This is a genomic window from Kiloniella antarctica (assembly GCF_042682825.1).
In the GTDB taxonomy this organism is placed as follows: domain Bacteria; phylum Pseudomonadota; class Alphaproteobacteria; order Kiloniellales; family Kiloniellaceae; genus Kiloniella; species Kiloniella antarctica.
On record NZ_JBHUII010000004.1, the window covers coordinates 924,966 to 943,051 of the forward strand.

Genomic DNA, 18,086 nt, shown 5'->3' on the forward strand with positions numbered 1-18,086 from the left:
TCGATTAAGGAGCAAAAAATGCACGACTGGCAATTACTTAACATATTCTTTGATTGGAAACAGGGCGTCGTAATCCTTGAATTGGTTGAATATAAAGAGATCATAGAACTAAGGGCCACGGGAGTGATTGATTTACGCATACCACGTCACAGAGAATGGGGGCCAAGCGTATTCATAAATGAAGCCGCCCTTAGTGATCGGGATAAAAGCGGCAATATGACTTTGAACATCGGAATGCAAACTGGAGATAAACTGAAGATAACGGCAAATGAGTTTGTCTTACCTGAAGGGTTTTGAGTACAAGATCATATTGGAAATGCCTACTAATTATGCGTAAGGCTCAAGTGTATTATGGGAAAATATTATACTTTAAAAGGTTTTGGGGACATATATTTAGAAGATAGTTACCTTCTAAATATAGAGAAATCTAAGTCACAGATTTCATTTACTACTGAGATCGTCTTATTAGAATCACACCCTTCTTACCATCCCCCAAAAACAGGGGAACAATATTGTTATAAGCTAGGAAAAATTCTCTTCGAAGATTTGAAGTCGCTAAACTGGTTAGTTAAAGATTTAAAATTCACTGTGGACATCAATGGAAGCAAAGATTTAGGAAACATTGACGTTTTCACCTATACCAGTGATGAGTATTACCTTGAAGGAGGCTGGGGAGAAGTAAAAATAATTTCACTTCCACCAAGATTAATATGGGTATGACAAACCTTATTTAGGTCACAATCGATATAGCTTTGAGCTTCACAATTTCATCAACAACAAAAGGCCTCACATTTGCGAGGCCTTTTGTATTCAGATAATGCTGCAAGCTTAGTTTAAGCAGGCTGCTTCCGTTTGGATTTTTTAGGTCCTGAGCCTTTAGGATCTTTGCCCTTGGGCTCTTCCGGGAACTCGAAGGTCAGTTCGTCGTCTTTGACGTCGATGCGGACCGTTCCGCCACGGGTGAGCTTGCCAAACAGCAGTTCTTCGGCCAGTGGCTTTTTGATCTTGTTCTGGATCACACGGGCCAGAGGACGCGCGCCATAGAGCGGATCATAACCTTTGGTTGCCAGCCACTTGCGGGCTTTTGGTGCCAAATCAAAAACAACCTGACGATCCGTAAGCTGGGTTTCCAGTTCCATGATGAACTTGTCGACCACCTTGGCCATAACCGCAGGGGACAGGTTCTTGAACGGGATAATGGCATCAAGACGGTTTCTGAACTCAGGCGTGAATGTTTTATTCACGGCCTCTTCGTCATCGCCGATACGCATTTCACGGCCAAAACCAATGGCAGGCTTCGCCATATCCGCGGCGCCAGCGTTGGAGGTCATAATCAAGATCACATTACGGAAATCAATTGTTTTCCCGTTGTTATCGGTCAAGCGGCCATTATCCATAACCTGCAACAGAATGTTGAAGATGTCTGGATGAGCTTTTTCGATCTCATCCAAAAGCAGGATACAATGCGGCGTCTTATCAACGGCGTCCGTCAATAAACCACCCTGATCGAAACCAACATAACCCGGAGGCGCGCCGATCAAGCGGGAAACAGCGTGACGTTCCATATATTCGGACATATCAAAACGCGTGATCTCTATCCCGAGGGAATGCGACAACTGTTTGGCGACTTCGGTTTTACCTACACCTGTTGGGCCAGTAAAGAGATAGCTGCCAATTGGTTTTTCAGGTGTACGCAGACCAGCACGGGCTAGCTTGATTGCGGATGCCAGAGACGTGATAACCTTGTCTTGTCCATAAACCATCGTCTTGAGATCACGCTCAAGGTTTTTAAGGACAGATTTGTCATCTTTCGAAACTGATTTTGGCGGGATCCGGGCAATCTTGGCCACAACAGCCTCGACATCTTTTACCCCCAGAGATTTTTTGCGTTTATCTTCGGGCAGCAACATCTGGGACGCGCCAACTTCGTCGATCACGTCAATCGCCTTATCCGGTAGTTTGCGATCCCCGATATAGCGTGCGGAAAGCTCAACTGCCGACCGCAAAGCTTCGTTGGTGTACTTTACCTTGTGATGCTCTTCGTAATAAGGCTTGAGCCCCCGCAGGATCTTAACCGCGTCTTCAATGGACGGCTCTGCCACATCAATTTTCTGGAACCGACGTACAAGCGCACGGTCTTTTTCAAAGTGATTACGATATTCTTTGTAGGTCGTGGAGCCGATACAACTCAAGCCACCATTTTGCAATGCAGGCTTCAAGAGATTAGACGCATCCATTGATCCACCGGACGTCGCTCCTGCTCCTATTACGGTATGAATTTCATCGATAAAGAGAACCGCGCCATCCATGGCCTCGACTTCTTTGACCACGCCTTTGAGACGTTCTTCAAAGTCGCCACGATATCGCGTACCGGCCAGCAAAGACCCCATATCCAGAGAGAATATTTTTGTATCTTTTAGGACTTCAGGCACTTCACCGTCGACAATTTTCTTCGCTAGACCTTCTGCAATAGCGGTTTTACCCACACCGGGATCACCGACATAAAGTGGATTGTTCTTGGTTCGGCGGCATAGAACCTGAACGGTACGATCAAGCTCGGACTCGCGGCCAATAAGAGGGTCAATCTTGCCATCTCTGGCTTTCTGGTTCAAATCGACACAATAGGCATCAATAGCCTCGCGCCCTTTGACAGCGGCTGTGCCACCTTCTTCGAGGGGATCGTCTGTGCCATTGATAGTACGCGTTTCTTCCAGGCCTTCGACCTTGGTAATACCGTGACTGATGTAATTTACAGCATCAAGCCGCGTCATTTCTTGTTCTTGCAAGAAGAAGACAGCATGACTTTCGCGCTCAGAGAACATCGCAACAAGAACATTGGCGCCCGTCACCTCTTCACGACCCGATGATTGAACATGAATAGCCGCACGTTGAAGGACACGTTGGAATCCAGCCGTTGGTTTTGCATCACCGAGATGGACTGTTGTCAAATTAGCCAGATCATTATCAATGTAATCGAGCAAGTCTTCGCGCAGGGTCTCTATCTCAACACCGCAAGCCCTAAAGACCGCAATACCATCCTGATCTTCTGTTAGGGACAGCAGCAAGTGCTCTAGCGTGGCGTATTCGTGCCGGCGCTCATTGGCGTAGGCCAAGGCTCTGTGCAGTGTCTGTTCCAGATTGTTTGATAGCATCGCCATAAATTCACTTCCCTTCACAACATCCGGGTCAGATCACCTGGTCATAAAATGGGACCCTAATCCCTGACCACATGTCTTTGACCTTAATCACAAACTATACCTAGGGAGCTTCTATTCACTCAACAAGACATCAAGTTAATAACTCTTTTCAAAAATTCTCTTTACTCGATGAAAATTTCAGCAAAAATCCGTATGTTTGTTGGGATTATTGTAGTCTTAAAAAAAAGAACAAAGAGTAAAAATAATTTGATTTGAACAGAGATTTTTCAAAACCTCGATAAAAATAAAGATTTGACGCAATCTTTAAACAAGGCAGAGCAGCAAGGCCAAGAGCTCAAAACGCTTAGTCTTTTTCAACAATACACTGAAGCGGGTGTTGATTTTTCCGGGCAAAATCGACCACCTGACCAGCCTTGGTTTCAGCAACGTCGTAACTGAACACACCACAGATACCAACGCCCTTTTGATGGACTTGTAACATTATACGGGTCGCGGCATCCTGATCCTTACCAAAAAACTGGGTCAGTATGTGGATGACAAATTCCATTGGGGTGTAATCATCGTTCAACAAAAGTACCTTGTACATGGAAGGTTTTTTTGTTTTTTCACGCGGTTTTACGAGGATGTCATCTGACGTTCCAAAGTCGTTATCGCGATCTTTTCCGCTCATTGAGATAATTACCTGATTTCTTTTTTGCTCAGTAAACACTCTGATGTTCATCAGAATAACCTACAGATATTATTTAGTTGATATAAGAAGTCTCTCAGAGACATAAATTACCCGTCTATATTATAGGGATCACGTCTAAGTTCTTCAAGATCAACACCACAGCTTTTTTGCAAAGCTCATCGCTTGTTCTGTGGCTTAGAGTACCTCTTAAAAACAAAAAGCCCCGCAAAAAGCGGGGCTTTAATATTAGAAGCGTTAACCCGTAGAGGATTAAGCAGCAGCTTTTGTCATTTTTTCAACAGCTTCAGTAACCTGCTTACGAACAGGCTCAACCGCTTCGTTTGTCAATTTGGTTGCCAGTTCTGAAATCTCCGTACTGCTTTTGACCATTGTATCAAAAGATTCGCGCGCAAATTTGGTCTGAATGTCAGAAACTTCATTGAAGTCTTTTGCACCAACAAAAGCTTCGACAACTGCCATGTTCTTTTTCATGGTTTCTTGTGCCATGCCCATAAACATGTTGTTCAGTTTCTGATAACCTTCTGCAAAGCTGTTACCAGATTTTGCAGCAAGTTCTGCGTTTTCTTTACCAAGGTCAGCAGCGCTTTCACATTGTTTGTAAAGAGTTTCCATTACTTTTTCTGTCTGAGCTTGAGAGAAAGAAAAAGCTTGTTCATAACCTTTAGTAGCGGCGTCCATAGTTGATTTCATAATATTCTCCATAACTTCATTTTCAATAACGGAAGCTTTTGGCTCAACCGTTTGTTCTGCCTTTGGAGCCTGCTCAGCTTTTGGCTTTGCGCCAGTATCTGTAGGCTTTTTCTTCGTACTTGTCGTCACGTTGGTCTCCCTAGGGTCATTTCGTTTCGGAGCGCTTCACCCAGGCCCCGCAGTCTTTTGGAAGGGCGAAGTGTCTCACCCTAGACAACACACTCAAACAATTTCAATTCTCTTATAATCGCCATATGCTGCATTGCAACATAGCCATCAACATATACCTATTTTTGAGAAAATCAAGTACAATGCTGCAATGCAACAAACACATAACTCTTTTGTAATGAAAGTACCACAAACCAGTTATGGGATTATTTTCCATATTACGAATAAACTTATAGTTGCCGGCTAAATGACCACAGGCAGATCTGTTATACTTAAACAAATCTGCCTGTAATAATCGAATATAAGGATCGCGCCCTTAGCCCATTCAGAAAGCACCACCCATGAAGGGTTGATCCAATTAAATCATCAAAGAAAAACACTCCCTGACAAAAATTGTTCACAACCAATATTCAGGCTCTTTCCAGCCTTTCTAAAAGATCAAACAAACCTACGTATAAATTCTTGATACGATACTTACCTTTCTTCTAACGATAATTTGTTTAGAAGAAAGAAAAGCCGGTCAGCAGCCCATTATTTCCCACTTCAAGATTGAAATGCTTTTGTCTTTCAGCTTTGGATTGCCCCATGCGAGCCGCATTCTCGGTGCCAACATCTCTAAAAGAATTGACTTCGATCCCAGTCTCATCGTGAGCGAGAAGGAAAGGCATAAAGCTGAGATGTTCAAAACCATCTTCAACGTCTTTCCATCCGTTAAAAACAAATGCTCCATCATAACAAAGAGCCGAAACCCAGTAAAAATCATCCGACCGCAACCGAGCGCCCTTAGTAATGGGTTCTCCAGCTCCGGTTTCCTTCAACCCCAATTCAAGCTCAGCCATATCAGAAATAGATAGATTTGTGACGGATTTATTCCACCCAAATTGGGCAAGCGGTAGCGAAATCGAAATTTCGTTACTTTTTAAACCAGAGCCAACTTGAACACGGGAAGTCATTTCTGCCGCGCCACCCGGAGTCCCCTTGATTTCATAAGTTCTAAGTTGTTCATCGTACACGGCGTTATATATAAAACGATATTCTGTCACCCCGGGGGCACAGCGCGCGCGAATATCATCGCCACCAACGTAACTGAACCAAGTCGCTTTTTGAGTATAAGGTTTATCGATATTTCCCTGATAGGAACAGGCTGTAGCCAGAAATAGCGGAGCCGCAATCAAGGGCCAGATTTGAGATAGACGCATTTTATCCTCTGTCTAATTTATTTTTACTATTTTCCGCCATTTTTGCCATTTATTAACATTGGCTCTGTATTTTTACTAATTCACAAGATAAATATGTCATCCTAATGGCAGCTGGACAGAAGAATCAATTTTATGTAGAATCCTTCTGTATTAGACATTTAGGCGACAGAATTGAGTCATAACATCCAGTACGCTGGGTAAGTATTTTAAATCAATCCCATTAATGAGGGGGAATTAATGAAACTAGGACTGAAGCTTATTACCACCATGCTTCTGACCCTGTTTGTGCTTATGGCACCTGCGCAGGCCAAATATGCATCCCTTGTTTTAGATGTGGATACAGGCGAAATCCTCTATAGCAGGAACGCTGACACCAGAAATTATCCAGCATCCCTCACTAAAATGATGACCCTCTACATGGCTTTTGAAGCACTGGAGAACGGTAAGTTGAAAATAAATCAACAACTTCCTGTCTCCCGGCGCGCATCCGGCATGGCTCCCTCAAAATTAGGACTAAGGATTGGCAGCACGATTAAGACTGAAGACGTTATCATGGCCTTAGTCACAAAATCTGCTAATGATGCAGCCGTTGTTATGGCCGAGGCAATCGGCGGTAAAGAAACGACCTTTGCCCGCATGATGACAAAACGTGCGCACGAACTTGGTATGAAGCGGACAACTTTCCGCAATGCTTCCGGACTACCAAACCGGGGACAATTGAGTACCGCGCGTGACATGGCAACTCTTGCAATAGCTCTAAAGCGTGACTTTCCGCAGTATTACGGCCTGTTTTCAACCAAGAGTTATACCTACAAGAATCGCTCATATCGTAATCACAACAAACTTCTTGCAAGTTACCAAGGCACCGACGGTGTCAAAACAGGATATACGAACGCCTCTGGTTTTAATCTCGTAGCATCTGTTGTCCGGAACAACCGTCGCCTCATTGGTGTGGTGTTTGGCGGTAAAACAGGGCGTTCACGTGATCGCCACATGAAAGAAATTCTGGACAAAAGCTTCAAGCGGGTTGGTGTCACCCGCGTTGCCAAAGCGCCTGCGATTCCAAAACGCAACCCACTACGCCAGACTGTCTTGGCAAAAGCAACCCCACAGCCTTTAGCTCGCCCAGTTGTATTAGCAGCAGCAAGCAGCAATGCGAACTTGCCCGGTCAAATTGCAGCAGTTCCAACTCAAACTACTTCCAACCAGAGCATCAATGTTCCAATTACGGATTGGGGTATTCAAGTCGGTGCATTCAAAAAGTATGAGCCAGCCAAGATGGCTGCAGATCAAGCTCTTGCTCAAATCACATCACAACCAAACGGTACCCAAGTTCATATTCAACAGGTTGATAAAGCCGACGGGGCCCTATACCGCGCCCGCCTAAAGGGCCTGGATGAAGTCGCCGCACGTAACGCTTGCCGGGAACTCAAAGAACAACGCATGTCCTGCGTCGCAGTTCCTCCCGGACTGTTTTAATGGTTGATAACAAAGTTTAAAATAAAAACAAAAAAGAGGCCTGTGAGATTTCACAGGCCTCTTTTTTTTGGTCTCTTTATTATTATAGCTTAAACCCACTTTAAATGAGGGCAGTATTTTTCGCCTAACGTTGAGAAGGCATATCAACCTGGCTCAAGGAAAGCTGCGATGCCAATTGATCTTTCAATCGTTGCAGGCCTGCGTCCGTACTTGCTTCGCACCGGGCAACCAATACAGCCTGAGTATTCGAAGCGCGCAATAACCACCAACCATCTGCCGTATTAACCCGAACGCCATCAACAGAAACCACGTCTGCATTTGCAGAAGCCAAGCGGGCGGCCACTTCCTCAACGACCGCAAACTTTCGCGTTTCATCACATTCAAATCTAAGCTCTGGCGTATTAACAGCCTGTGGTAACGATTTGCGAAACTCAGCCAAAGAAATACCTTCTTCCGCGATTAAATTAAGAACGCGGACAGCGGCATAAAGGGCGTCATCATAGCCATAATAACGATCCGCAAAGAAAAGATGTGCCGACATTTCCCCTGCAAAAGGTGCATCCAGCTCGATCATCTTTGATTTAATATGGGAATGTCCGGTTTTCCACATAACGGGATTACCACCAGCTTTTTCCACTTCACTAAATAGAATTTGGCTGGCTTTTACATCGGCAATAATTGTGGCGCCGGGTAGATCTCTTAAAACCCCTTTTGCAAGGAAGAGCATAATCTGGTCACCCCAGAGGATTTCGCCCTCTTCATCAACCACCCCAATACGATCACCATCACCATCAAACGCAATTCCAAGATCAGCCTTCTGCTCTGCAATAGCCTTTTGCAAATCCACGAGGTTTTCTGGAACCGTCGGGTCGGGATGGTGATTCGGGAAAGAGCCATCAATATCCGCAAACAATAGCGTGTGTTTACCTGGTAAAGCATTTGTCAAAGCAACCATAGCGTCACCAGCAGCCCCATTGCCAGCATCCCAAACGACTTTGAAATCGTCTTTATCAAAGCTAACTTCTTCGAGCAAACGCTTGATGTAATCATCAAAAATAGGATGCTCTATTAAATCACCTTCACCACTTTCAAGGTCCCCGGTACGGGCAAGATCATCTATCTGCTGGATCTGAGCACCAAAGAAAGCTTGTCTATTGTGTACCAATTTAAAGCCATTGTGATTACCGGGGTTATGAGATCCTGTGATCATAATCCCGCCATCAACAGGCAGTGTATAGGCAGCAAAGTACAGCATCGGCGTTGGGCCAAGGCCAACAGCATAAGCGGTAACCCCAGAAGCCCTTAGGCCTTTAATAATTGCCGCTGCGAGATCTGGTGAGGATGTCCGGCCATCATATCCAACAGCCACTTTACTTCCCCCGCCCCGACGGACGATAGTGCCAAAAGCACGCCCAATAGCAAGCGCATCAGTTGTGTTAAGCGTTTCGTCAATGATCCCACGAATATCATATTCTCGAATAATGCTTGGATGAAAATTATGCACGGTTACCTAGCCTGAAAAATTAAGTTCAATTAAATATTTGTAAAAGCCGAGAGCGGACGCCCGATACACAAATACTCAAATCCTTCTTCTTTCATTTCATCAGGATTATAAATATTGCGTAAATCGATCATCACGGGTGACGACAAAAGAGACTTCACCCGAGACAAATCTAGTCTTCTGAACTCATTCCATTCCGTGATAATTACCAGAGCATCTGCTTTATCCATAATCTCATAAGCATTCTTGCCATAGGAAACATCGGAAAGCAGATGTGAAGCTTCTTCCATCCCTTCTGGGTCATAGGCACTGATACGCGCGCCTTTGCTCTGAAGTATCGGAATAATATCAAGACTTGGGGAATCCCGCATATCGTCTGTATTAGGTTTAAATGTCAGTCCGAGAACGGCTATTTTTTTACCTTCAACCGATCCCCCACACTGCGCAATAATCTTTTTAGCCATACGGCGTTTGCGCTCATCGTTATAAGAGATCACATCTTCGACCAGACTTACCGGAGCGTTGTTTTCTCGTGCCGTAAAGGCCAAAGCCTGAGTGTCTTTAGGAAAGCAAGATCCGCCGTAGCCGGGGCCGGCGTGAAGAAACTTGCGGCCGATGCGACCGTCGAGGCCAATTCCTTTGGCGACTTGATGCACATCCGCGCCAACCTTTTCACAAAGATCGGCCATCTGATTGATAAAGGAAATTTTTGTCGCCAGAAAAGCGTTTCCGGCGTATTTGATCAACTCAGAAGTTTCAAGCTTGGTAAAGAGGATCGGTGTTTCGATGAGATAAAGTGGCCGATAAAGTTCTGCCATAAGATCCTGAGCGCGTTTACTTTCCGCCCCAATAACCACCCGATCCGGGCGCATAAAATCACTGATTGCGGCGCCTTCACGTAAGAATTCAGGATTGGAGACAACATCAAAATCCGCATCTGGCCGTTCTTCTCGAATTATCCGTTCAACTTCACGTCCAGTGCCAACTGGTACGGTCGACTTCGTGATAATAACCGTGTAACCCTCAATTACCGCGGCAATTTCACGCGCAGCCTGATAAACATAAGATAGGTCTGCCTGACCATCTTTTTCACCGGGAGGTGTTCCTACGGCGATAAAAATCGCATCGGCTTTTTTCGCGGCTTCTTCAAGCTCAGTCGTAAAAGTTAGCCGTCCAGCTTCAGTGTTATTCTTGACCAAAGTATCGAGACCAGGTTCAAAAATGGGAATAACACCCTTTTTGAGCCCTTCGATTTTTTTTTCATCTTTATCAACACAGACAACGTTCGTGCCAAATTCGGAAAAACAAGTTCCAGACACAAGCCCTACATAACCAGTGCCAATCATTGCTATGCGCATGCGTAATTCTCCTTAAAGCAGCCTCTACGACAACCGTTCATGCATACTTTTTAATAATGTTTCTCATTTTACCACCAAGATCTTCACGTTCGAGCGCAAAGGCAATGGTCGCTTCAAGGAAGCCTGCTTTACTACCACAATCAAATCTTGTGCCTTCAAAACGAAGACCATGGAATGTCACCTGATCCAACGTCGCCGACAGCGCGTCTGTTAACTGGATCTCACCACCTGCGCCGCGTTCTTTTTTATCCAGTTCATGAAAGACTGACGGATCCAGAATATAACGCCCGATAATGGATAACGTTGACGGAGCATCTTCGGGTTGAGGCTTCTCCACAAGTGCCCGCGCCCGCGCCAAAGATCCATTATCTTCAATAACATCCAAGATACCGTACCGATTGGTTTGATCCTTTGGCACATCCATTACTGCCACAAGATGGCCACCTGTATCCTGATAACTATCAACCATTTGTTTAAGACAAGCTGTCTCAGATTGGACTAAATCATCGGCGAGCAGTACAGCAAAAGGCTCATCCCCGATCAGATTTCGGGCACACCAAACGGCATGACCAAGACCAAGAGGCTCTTGTTGACGGGTATAAGTCACGCTTCCGGCTTCTAAAAGCAGGCTCGACAAATCGTCAAGTTCTTTGAGTTTACCCCGGTTTTTTAAAACAGCTTCAAGCTCATATTCGCGGTCAAAGTGGTTTTCTATTGCAGCTTTTCCACGACCAGTCACAAAAATAAACTCTTCAATACCTGCCGCTTTAGCTTCTTCTACAGCGTACTGGATCAATGGTTTATCGACGACTGGCAACATCTCTTTAGGCATTGCCTTTGTTGCAGGTAAAAACCGGGTCCCAAGACCCCCTACCGGAAAAATTGCCTTACGTACGGGTCGACGCATAAATCCCCCGCTCCTCATCAGTAATAAAATCAAACATCGTCATGCCACACTCACACGAGGAACTCAACCAGCGCCTTTTAACAACACATCTTTTGCTCTGTTAACCTGGGTCGCCAAATAATTATTTCCACCATGATCCGGGTGAAGTTTTTGCATTAAATTTTTATGAGCTTCTCTAATCTCATTCTCCGTTACCCCTTCATCCAGCCCCAATATTTCCAAGGCATTTTTCCGATCCATGACACTGTTTGAAAAATTGTTACCTTCTTCCTTGTCTTGTGCTTTTTGATCAGTCCCTTTTTCATATTGCCACTCTGAACCAAAGCGACGCTCTGCGTAAGCGGATAATAAATCAGCAGACTTATTATCCTCGATTAGATAAACCCGATAGAGTTGCTCTATCTCAACAAGAGACAATTCAGACAGTTTACACCCTTCATGAGCACCCATTAGGACTTCGCCGTCCATTTCTCCACTGTCATGGTCCAAAGTCATCCGTAAATAACCTGTAGCCACATGTGAGCTTTTCCCAGCTGTTCCACCACTTGCCGCTTTGAAACGCTGCATAAGAGCCCGAGACCGTAACAAGAAAGGAATAAGAAGTGGCAAAGCAGCTAGTACAAGGAAAATGCGGCCGGTAAAGATCAGAAATAAGGCAACAAAAAGGCCCACACCCAAAAGGATAAACTTCACTGTCTTCGCCACAACCGCAGGCTTAGCCTTACTATACCAATGTGCCAAGAAAATCAGGCCAAAGAAAAGTCCCAACCCCAAGATAAAGTATGGCATTATTTTTGTACTCCACTACCGCTTATTTTGATACTTCATGAACACCAAAAACCGATGATCCAGACGACTAATCAGGCATTTGTGAAAGAAGTTTTACAGAAGCACTTCTCCCATCTTTACTCAAGTCTTCAAGGGCCTTACGCCCCCCCGCGGCAAAAACAGCTACAGCAGATAAAAGCTCTTTTAATTGTTGTGCGCTCCCTTCATCAAAAGGGCAATAGGCGCCACCAGATAACTTAGCAATCTGTTTAAAGACGTTGGCCACAATAGGATCTCTCCCTTCGTGAAACATAAAGCAAGGAACACCGTATAAGCCGAGTTGCCCCGCCATATGTCCAAGAGCATCGACATCTTCTTCCATCGCATCGCCAACATAAACCAAGGCATTAACCCGTTTATTTATCGTCTCTTTCAAGGCACGTTTAAAAACCTTACCGATCTGCGTATTTCCAGCAAGGCATTGAACCGACGTCATAAGACGTAGTAAATGCCCCGCGTCGCTGACCCACGAAGAAGCTTTACATTCGCGAAAGCCCCGGAAGAAAATAAGTTGAATATCCAATCCACCCACTCGGCCAGCTTCTTCAAACATCATTGATTGAATATGACAGGCATGGTCCCACGTCATTTGACGGCTCGCTGTCGCATCCAGAGCAAAAATCAAACGCCCCCGTGCAGAAGTTGGCGCAGGCGTTTGCTCCAATTTCTGTAAAAAAGCTTCGATATCCTGATTATCGGACTTTATTGGAAGTTTTTTGTCTGATTTCTTATCTGGCACAAAATCTCCGTTTTGATAGGAAAGGCTTCACCTGAATACCTTTCTATAGATACATTTCCTAAAACATATACCGGAGATAAATTTCCAATAAATTTTCAGGAACTATCATTCATAGAATATAGGTATCCCTGCTTGTATGCAAAAGCCCCTCCAATTTATGAAGCTCTTTTTGAGCAAATTTTCCAGACAATGTTCCTCTGTTTAATTAGATTATTCAGGTCGCAGCATTTTTCTTTGTCAGCCCAATCGCATTTAAAAGAGCTCGAACTTCTTGTCGAGCGGCAACGTGGCTCATGCTCATGCTGATCCCAGCCCCCGGAGAATCAAGGTCAAGTAAGGTTAGGCCTTTAGGGAAGAGTTCTCTAAAAATCACACGCTCACCAAAGCCGGGTGTCAGACGGAACTGCAATCGCTTTGACAAATGTTCAAGCAACACACCTATATCGCGCTTATTTTTTGCATCGATATGAGACAACCTGTTGCGCATAACCACCCAATCAATGGGGCGTTTTTTTAGTATTGCCCTTTGTTGTCGTTGCTCCCAAACCATTTGACTGTAAGTACTCGGGGTTAATTTCAGTTCTTTTTCCTCGATCTCCACTTTTGCCAACATATCCATATCCAGAAAACTGTCGTTCAGGGGAGTAATAAGAATATCCGCATAGCTATGCCCAAGACGAGAAAGGTAATTATCACTTCCTGGAGTATCGAATACGATAAAATCGCGATCCCAAAGTTCATGCATCGCGAGTTCAAGATTATCTTTGTCTTCCTCTTCACTCACAGCTTTATTTACAGCTTCAGATCGATAAAGACGCCTGTTTTCAGGAAGTAAAATTTGGTCTTTTGAATTCTCGGCAAAGCGTGAGCGGTTTTCTAAATAGCGAGAAAGAGTTCCTTGACGCGCATCAAGATCAATCGTGCCAACCTTGTAACCATCTTTTAAAAGAGAAACAACAAGATGCATGGTGGTGGTTGATTTACCGGACCCACCCTTTTCATTCCCAACGACGACAATGCGCGGCCGGTGCTGTTCATTTTTTTCAGTCATCTTAGAAAACTACTTTTATATAATTAATACTTAGACAAAACTCGACTTAACACTCGGAATAGATAGACGAAATAGAATCATAACAGAATGATCAATGTCATCTTACTGCCCCGATTTTAACTCAGCAATATTATAGCTCTCCTTCTTTGTCTTGCAGTGAACCTTTTCCCTTGTCAAATCAAGCCATATAACGATAGGTCTGTATCAATTGATAATTTGTGGATAGCCCCATGCGCGCTCCGACCCTAAAGGATTTCCTCCTCCTTACTTTTCTCGCAGCAATTTGGGGTTCAGCATTCCTGGCGATCAAAATCACAGTAGAGGAAGTACCGCCAGCTACAATAGCAGCCAGCAGACTTTTGATTGCAAGTATAGTGATCTATTTCTACATGCATTCACGATCTCTACACTTTCCCAAAGACAAAGCCTTTTGGCGCCAAATTATTATTGTCAGTTTTTTTAGCATGGCTGCTCCTTTTGCCATGATCAGTTGGGCAGAAAAATATATTGCTTCTGGCCTGACAGCCATTCTCATGGCCACGGGACCTTTGATTGCCCTGATACTTGCCCATTTTTTCAGTACGGATGATCGTTTCACCCTTTTCAAATTTTTGGGTGTTATTATTGGTTTTTCAGGCGTTATGATCATCCTTGGTCCTGATAGTTTTTCCGGATTTGGTACTGATGTTATTGCTCAATTAGCGACCATGATTGCTGCCATGTGTTATGCCTGCTCAGGTATTCTTGTTCGAAGAATAAAAGAAAAATCCAACACCGTTATAACAGCCTCAATCCTTATCTCGGCAACGTTGCTCATTCTCCCTGTCAGCTTATTATTTGAAGCTCCCTGGCACACCTTGACGATAAGTAGTTGGCAAAGTCTTTCTGCACTCGTTTATCTTGGTATCATCCCGACAGCTCTGGCTTTCGTTCTCCGATTTTACCTTATTCGGGAAGTTGGCGTTACCTTTGCCTCTTACGTTGGCTACCTCGTGCCCTTCTTTGGCGTGTTATGGGGTGCCTTGTTTCTTAGTGAACGTCTTCCGTCAACCACGATAATAGCCTTACTACTCATCGTCTCAGGCATTGCCGTCAGCCGAATATCAACGATATCCTTCACCACTTGGCTAAAACGCAACCGATAAAAGAGTTTTGATGCTAAAAACCTCAACTTAAGGTAATAACAAACAAACGGCCGAAGCTAAAACTAGCTTCGGCCGTTTTGCATTAGAAAAAATATTTCTCTGTCAGGATAACCTTGAATTTATGCAGTTTTAATTTGTTGAAGGAAATTCTGAACTTGAGAATTCAATCTGTCTCCTTGGCTCTTCAATTCATCAACCGCTGTCATAACCTGGTCAGAAGCTTGTCCAGATTTTTCAGCCGCTTGGCTCACACCCGAAATGTTGGAAGAAACTTCTTGTGTTCCCCTTGCAGCTTCTTGGGTATTGCGGGCGATTTCCTGTGTCGCAGCCCCTTGCTCTTCAACGGCTGCAGAAATACCGGATGCAATTTCATTAACCTGATTGATAATTTTACTGATACCTTCAATATCACCAACAGCAGAACCGGTTTGTTTTTGCATCATGGCAATCTGCTCTGATATTTCTTCAGTCGCTTTAGCTGTCTGATTGGCCAGGGATTTCACTTCAGAAGCAACAACCGCAAAGCCTTTACCAGCTTCTCCCGCACGTGCGGCTTCGATCGTCGCATTCAGAGCCAGAAGATTGGTCTGCTCAGCAATATCATTGATCAAGTGAACCACCTCACCAATTTTCTGCGCAGCTTCAGATAACTCCTGAACAGTTTGACTTGTCTTTGTCGCCTCAGAAACTGCACGGTTTGTCACGGATGCAGAATCAGAAACCTGACGACTGATTTCATTAATCGAGGCAGATAACTCTTCCGCGGCCGATGCCACTGTTTGCACATTCATCGATGCCAGATCAGAAGCAGATGCAACGGCAGCGGACTGCGCTTTGGTTTCATCTGCAATCGTTGACATTGTTGAAGCCGTATCGCCCATCCTACCCGTAGAACTCTGTAAACCAGAGAGAACATCTCTAACTTCACTATCAAAAGCTTCTGCCAGTTCTTCGAGACGACGGGCTCTTTCTTCGCGCTCTTGCCTCTGCTCTCGACGTTCGACTTCATTGCGCTCGTTTTCAATCAAATTTTCTTTAAAGACCAATAATGCCCGCGCCATTTCACCAACTTCATCCTTGTTATCGACAGCCGGAATATCAACGTCTTTATCCCCTTCCGATAACCGAGTGGTCACGTCTGTGATCAAACGAATTGGGCCTGTCAAACTTCGAAGAACAACAACCCCGATAGCAACCATAAGAATGAAGATGACAATCGCAGCACCAATGATCAGGTTACGAACAGATGCAGCGTTTTCATCGGCTTCAAGTGATACTTTCTTCACGTCAACAGAAACGGCTTCGACATCCGCAGTGACAGAAGCAACTCGCGATGCAATCGTTGAAAGCTTGGACTTACTGAATTCGGCCATCGCATTGATAGGTTCATCGAGAGTGCCAAAAACAGAAACGAGCTGATCCGTTCCACCGTCAAAATTCAAAGTCGTTGTCGCAAAATTTTCAAAATCCTTTAAGTAGGTTTCAACGAGTACCTGAATGGATTTCTTTTCATCTTTGGAAAGCAATGCATACTTTACGTTACGATTAAACTTTTTACCTTTTTTAAGAACATCATCCATAACTTCTTTTTCATGGGTGATAATAAAGGTTTTCTCGACAGTCCGAATAGATGTCATTTCGCCCGCGAGTTTAATCAAATAAGGTGCCTTCAAACTATCCTCAATGGCAAAAGCCGAATTATTTAGCTTCCCCTTAAGACCTGCATTCTTTGTCATTCCCAAAGTAGATTTAGCCTCAACAACATTCCCAAAACTATCTTCATAAGACAGAAGATTGGCTTTTAATGTTACTAAACTATCTTTTAATTCTGGTGCCTCTGAAAGGCTCTCCAATTCTTTCAATTTGCCGTTAATAACGTCCATTTCTTTAAAAAACAGATCTTCAAATTTCAAATCGCTTTTAAGTAGAAAATCTTTTTCGTTTAACGCCAAACGGTTTATGCTGACATCAATTTCATCAACCAGCTTTTGGATTTGTTGAGATTTTTCAAGCTCGACTTGATCCGCCGCTAAAAGAGCTTGATTTTGTGCCAGTTTGGCCTGATTTTCAGCCAATTGAGTTCGGCTGTTTGCCAAGAGCACATCACCGACAAAATAAATGGTACAAATAACGCCCAAGGCAATAATTCCAAGTAACATCAAGGAAGAAATTCGGGTCGAAACTCCAAAATTTCCAAGAAAAGTAGTACGTTGAGATTCTCCAACGACCTCTTCTCCTTCCAGTTCATTCGTTACTTCTTCGCCAAGAATTTGTTCATGAGCGGCTTCATCAATGGCAACCTCTTCTTGGCTGTCATCTTGTGTGATTTTTTGTTCTTCAGACACGACTTAACCCGACCTTACCTATCAAGTCTCATTTTTGAGACGAAAATGTTATTGCTTTTACTTCTTTAACAACGATTATTCGTCGGGAGCGTTAACATAAAGTATACCAAAAGCTAAAATTTCCTAAATCTAAGCGATAAGGGTCAAAATGTTAAAAAAAAATCGAGTTGTATATATAAATAAGCGCCTAAAAGAGCTGTATCCAACATTGCCGATTCCCCTTGATCACAAAGATCCGTATACATTACTGGTTGCCGTTTTACTCTCCGCACAATGTACCGACGTGAGGGTAAATATAATTACGCCGGCTCTTTTTGAGCGCGCGGACAATCCTTTTGATATGGCAAAGGTTCCCGTAGAAGAGATCAGAGCGATCATCCGTCCTTGTGGACTTTCCCCTCGAAAATCAAAAGCCATTTCGGAACTTTCACAAATCCTAATCGACAAATACGACGGTGTTGTACCTCAATCAATGGAAGCGCTAGAGGAGCTTCCAGGGGTTGGCCATAAAACAGCCGGGGTGGTCATGTCCCAGGCCTTTGGCGTGCCCTCTTTCCCTGTTGACACCCACATTCATCGCCTCGCGCAAAGATGGGGCCTCACCAATGGGAAAAATGTCGAACAAACAGAAAAAGATCTCAAAAGATTATTTAAAAAAGACCGTTGGAATGATTTACATCTGGAAATTATTTACTACGGACGTGAATACTGTTCGGCTCGGGGGTGTGACGGCACAAAATGTGAAATCTGCTCGACTTGTTACCCTGACAGAAAAAATCCTGTTAAAACTAAAAAATCATGATTCCAAGGAGTTTTGCCACGAACGC

The 18,086-nt window shown here is 44.1% G+C and carries 16 protein-coding genes; 5 read left to right on the top strand and 11 right to left on the bottom strand.

Annotation, left to right across the window (positions count from 1 at the left end; all coding sequences use genetic code 11):
• Positions 1–18 precede the first annotated feature (18 nt).
• Both ACFSKO_RS11340 and ACFSKO_RS11345 read left to right on the top strand, forming a co-directional pair.
• Positions 19–297, top strand: a complete 279-nt coding sequence (locus ACFSKO_RS11340; protein ID WP_380251569.1) for a hypothetical protein — start codon at positions 19–21, stop codon at positions 295–297.
• Positions 298–351: 54 nt separating this feature from the next.
• Positions 352–720 carry a hypothetical protein gene (locus ACFSKO_RS11345; protein WP_380251571.1) on the top strand — a complete coding sequence of 123 codons (369 nt, stop codon included), beginning with the start codon at positions 352–354 and terminating at the stop codon, positions 718–720.
• Between the two features lie 113 nt (positions 721–833).
• On the opposite strand, the gene clpA is transcribed toward ACFSKO_RS11345, so the two are convergent.
• From clpA to ACFSKO_RS11365, 4 genes are all read right to left on the bottom strand, one after another.
• Entirely contained in the window at positions 834–3,152 is a 2,319-nt protein-coding gene (gene clpA, locus ACFSKO_RS11350; RefSeq protein WP_380252267.1) for an ATP-dependent Clp protease ATP-binding subunit ClpA, read from the bottom strand.
• 349 nt (positions 3,153–3,501) lie between these two features.
• Entirely contained in the window at positions 3,502–3,828 is a 327-nt protein-coding gene (gene clpS / locus ACFSKO_RS11355) for an ATP-dependent Clp protease adapter ClpS (RefSeq protein ID WP_380251573.1), read from the bottom strand.
• A 270-nt stretch (positions 3,829–4,098) separates the two neighbouring features.
• Positions 4,099–4,668, bottom strand: a complete 570-nt coding sequence (locus ACFSKO_RS11360; RefSeq protein ID WP_380251575.1) for a phasin family protein — start codon at positions 4,666–4,668, stop codon at positions 4,099–4,101.
• 539 nt (positions 4,669–5,207) lie between these two features.
• A complete protein-coding gene (locus ACFSKO_RS11365) occupies positions 5,208–5,906 on the bottom strand; it encodes a hypothetical protein (RefSeq protein ID WP_380251577.1) in 699 nt (232 codons plus the stop codon).
• A 237-nt stretch (positions 5,907–6,143) separates the two neighbouring features.
• Here ACFSKO_RS11365 and ACFSKO_RS11370 point away from each other — a divergent pair, with 237 nt between their 5' ends.
• A complete protein-coding gene (locus ACFSKO_RS11370) occupies positions 6,144–7,385 on the top strand; it encodes a serine hydrolase (RefSeq protein ID WP_380251579.1) in 1,242 nt (413 codons plus the stop codon).
• Positions 7,386–7,509: 124 nt separating this feature from the next.
• Here ACFSKO_RS11370 and pgmG read toward each other — a convergent pair whose 3' ends face one another.
• The 6 genes from pgmG to ACFSKO_RS11400 all read right to left on the bottom strand — a co-directional run bounded on the left by pgmG (position 7,510) and on the right by ACFSKO_RS11400 (position 13,769).
• Entirely contained in the window at positions 7,510–8,889 is a 1,380-nt protein-coding gene (gene pgmG, locus ACFSKO_RS11375; protein ID WP_380251581.1) for a phosphoglucomutase/phosphomannomutase PgmG, read from the bottom strand.
• Between the two features lie 29 nt (positions 8,890–8,918).
• On the bottom strand, positions 8,919–10,244 hold the full coding sequence (locus tag ACFSKO_RS11380; RefSeq protein ID WP_380251583.1) for a UDP-glucose dehydrogenase family protein: 1,326 nt from the start codon (positions 10,242–10,244) through the stop codon (positions 8,919–8,921).
• Between the two features lie 37 nt (positions 10,245–10,281).
• On the bottom strand, positions 10,282–11,151 hold the full coding sequence (gene galU / locus ACFSKO_RS11385; protein WP_380251585.1) for a UTP--glucose-1-phosphate uridylyltransferase GalU: 870 nt from the start codon (positions 11,149–11,151) through the stop codon (positions 10,282–10,284).
• A 63-nt stretch (positions 11,152–11,214) separates the two neighbouring features.
• A complete protein-coding gene (locus ACFSKO_RS11390; RefSeq protein WP_380251587.1) occupies positions 11,215–11,940 on the bottom strand; it encodes a J domain-containing protein in 726 nt (241 codons plus the stop codon).
• A gap of 67 nt (positions 11,941–12,007) precedes the next feature.
• Positions 12,008–12,718, bottom strand: coding sequence for a VWA domain-containing protein (locus ACFSKO_RS11395; RefSeq protein WP_380251589.1), 711 nt, complete (start codon positions 12,716–12,718; stop codon positions 12,008–12,010).
• Between the two features lie 214 nt (positions 12,719–12,932).
• The gene (locus ACFSKO_RS11400) at positions 12,933–13,769 is read right to left on the bottom strand and encodes a division plane positioning ATPase MipZ (protein WP_380251591.1); all 837 of its coding nucleotides are present in this window, start codon (positions 13,767–13,769) and stop codon (positions 12,933–12,935) included.
• 230 nt (positions 13,770–13,999) lie between these two features.
• Between ACFSKO_RS11400 and ACFSKO_RS11405 the strand changes: the two genes are divergently transcribed.
• A complete protein-coding gene (locus ACFSKO_RS11405) occupies positions 14,000–14,914 on the top strand; it encodes a DMT family transporter (protein WP_380251593.1) in 915 nt (304 codons plus the stop codon).
• Between the two features lie 119 nt (positions 14,915–15,033).
• Here ACFSKO_RS11405 and ACFSKO_RS11410 read toward each other — a convergent pair whose 3' ends face one another.
• Positions 15,034–17,259 carry a methyl-accepting chemotaxis protein gene (locus ACFSKO_RS11410; RefSeq protein ID WP_380251595.1) on the bottom strand — a complete coding sequence of 742 codons (2,226 nt, stop codon included), beginning with the start codon at positions 17,257–17,259 and terminating at the stop codon, positions 15,034–15,036.
• A 148-nt stretch (positions 17,260–17,407) separates the two neighbouring features.
• Between ACFSKO_RS11410 and nth the strand changes: the two genes are divergently transcribed.
• The gene (nth, locus tag ACFSKO_RS11415) at positions 17,408–18,061 is read left to right on the top strand and encodes an endonuclease III (protein ID WP_380251598.1); all 654 of its coding nucleotides are present in this window, start codon (positions 17,408–17,410) and stop codon (positions 18,059–18,061) included.
• Positions 18,062–18,086 lie beyond the last annotated feature (25 nt).

Coding starts and splice junctions, on each gene's coding strand:
- galU (WP_380251585.1), bottom strand. CDS start 11,151: ATGCGTCGACCCGTACGTAAGGCAATTTTTCCGGTAGGGGGTCTTGGG.
- ACFSKO_RS11340 (WP_380251569.1), top strand. CDS start 19: ATGCACGACTGGCAATTACTTAACATATTCTTTGATTGGAAACAGGGC.
- ACFSKO_RS11345 (WP_380251571.1), top strand. CDS start 352: ATGGGAAAATATTATACTTTAAAAGGTTTTGGGGACATATATTTAGAA.
- ACFSKO_RS11405 (WP_380251593.1), top strand. CDS start 14,000: ATGCGCGCTCCGACCCTAAAGGATTTCCTCCTCCTTACTTTTCTCGCA.
- ACFSKO_RS11380 (WP_380251583.1), bottom strand. CDS start 10,244: ATGCGCATAGCAATGATTGGCACTGGTTATGTAGGGCTTGTGTCTGGA.
- ACFSKO_RS11400 (WP_380251591.1), bottom strand. CDS start 13,769: ATGACTGAAAAAAATGAACAGCACCGGCCGCGCATTGTCGTCGTTGGG.
- nth (WP_380251598.1), top strand. CDS start 17,408: ATGTTAAAAAAAAATCGAGTTGTATATATAAATAAGCGCCTAAAAGAG.
- clpS (WP_380251573.1), bottom strand. CDS start 3,828: ATGAGCGGAAAAGATCGCGATAACGACTTTGGAACGTCAGATGACATC.
- ACFSKO_RS11370 (WP_380251579.1), top strand. CDS start 6,144: ATGAAACTAGGACTGAAGCTTATTACCACCATGCTTCTGACCCTGTTT.
- ACFSKO_RS11365 (WP_380251577.1), bottom strand. CDS start 5,906: ATGCGTCTATCTCAAATCTGGCCCTTGATTGCGGCTCCGCTATTTCTG.
- clpA (WP_380252267.1), bottom strand. CDS start 3,152: ATGCTATCAAACAATCTGGAACAGACACTGCACAGAGCCTTGGCCTAC.
- ACFSKO_RS11390 (WP_380251587.1), bottom strand. CDS start 11,940: ATGCCATACTTTATCTTGGGGTTGGGACTTTTCTTTGGCCTGATTTTC.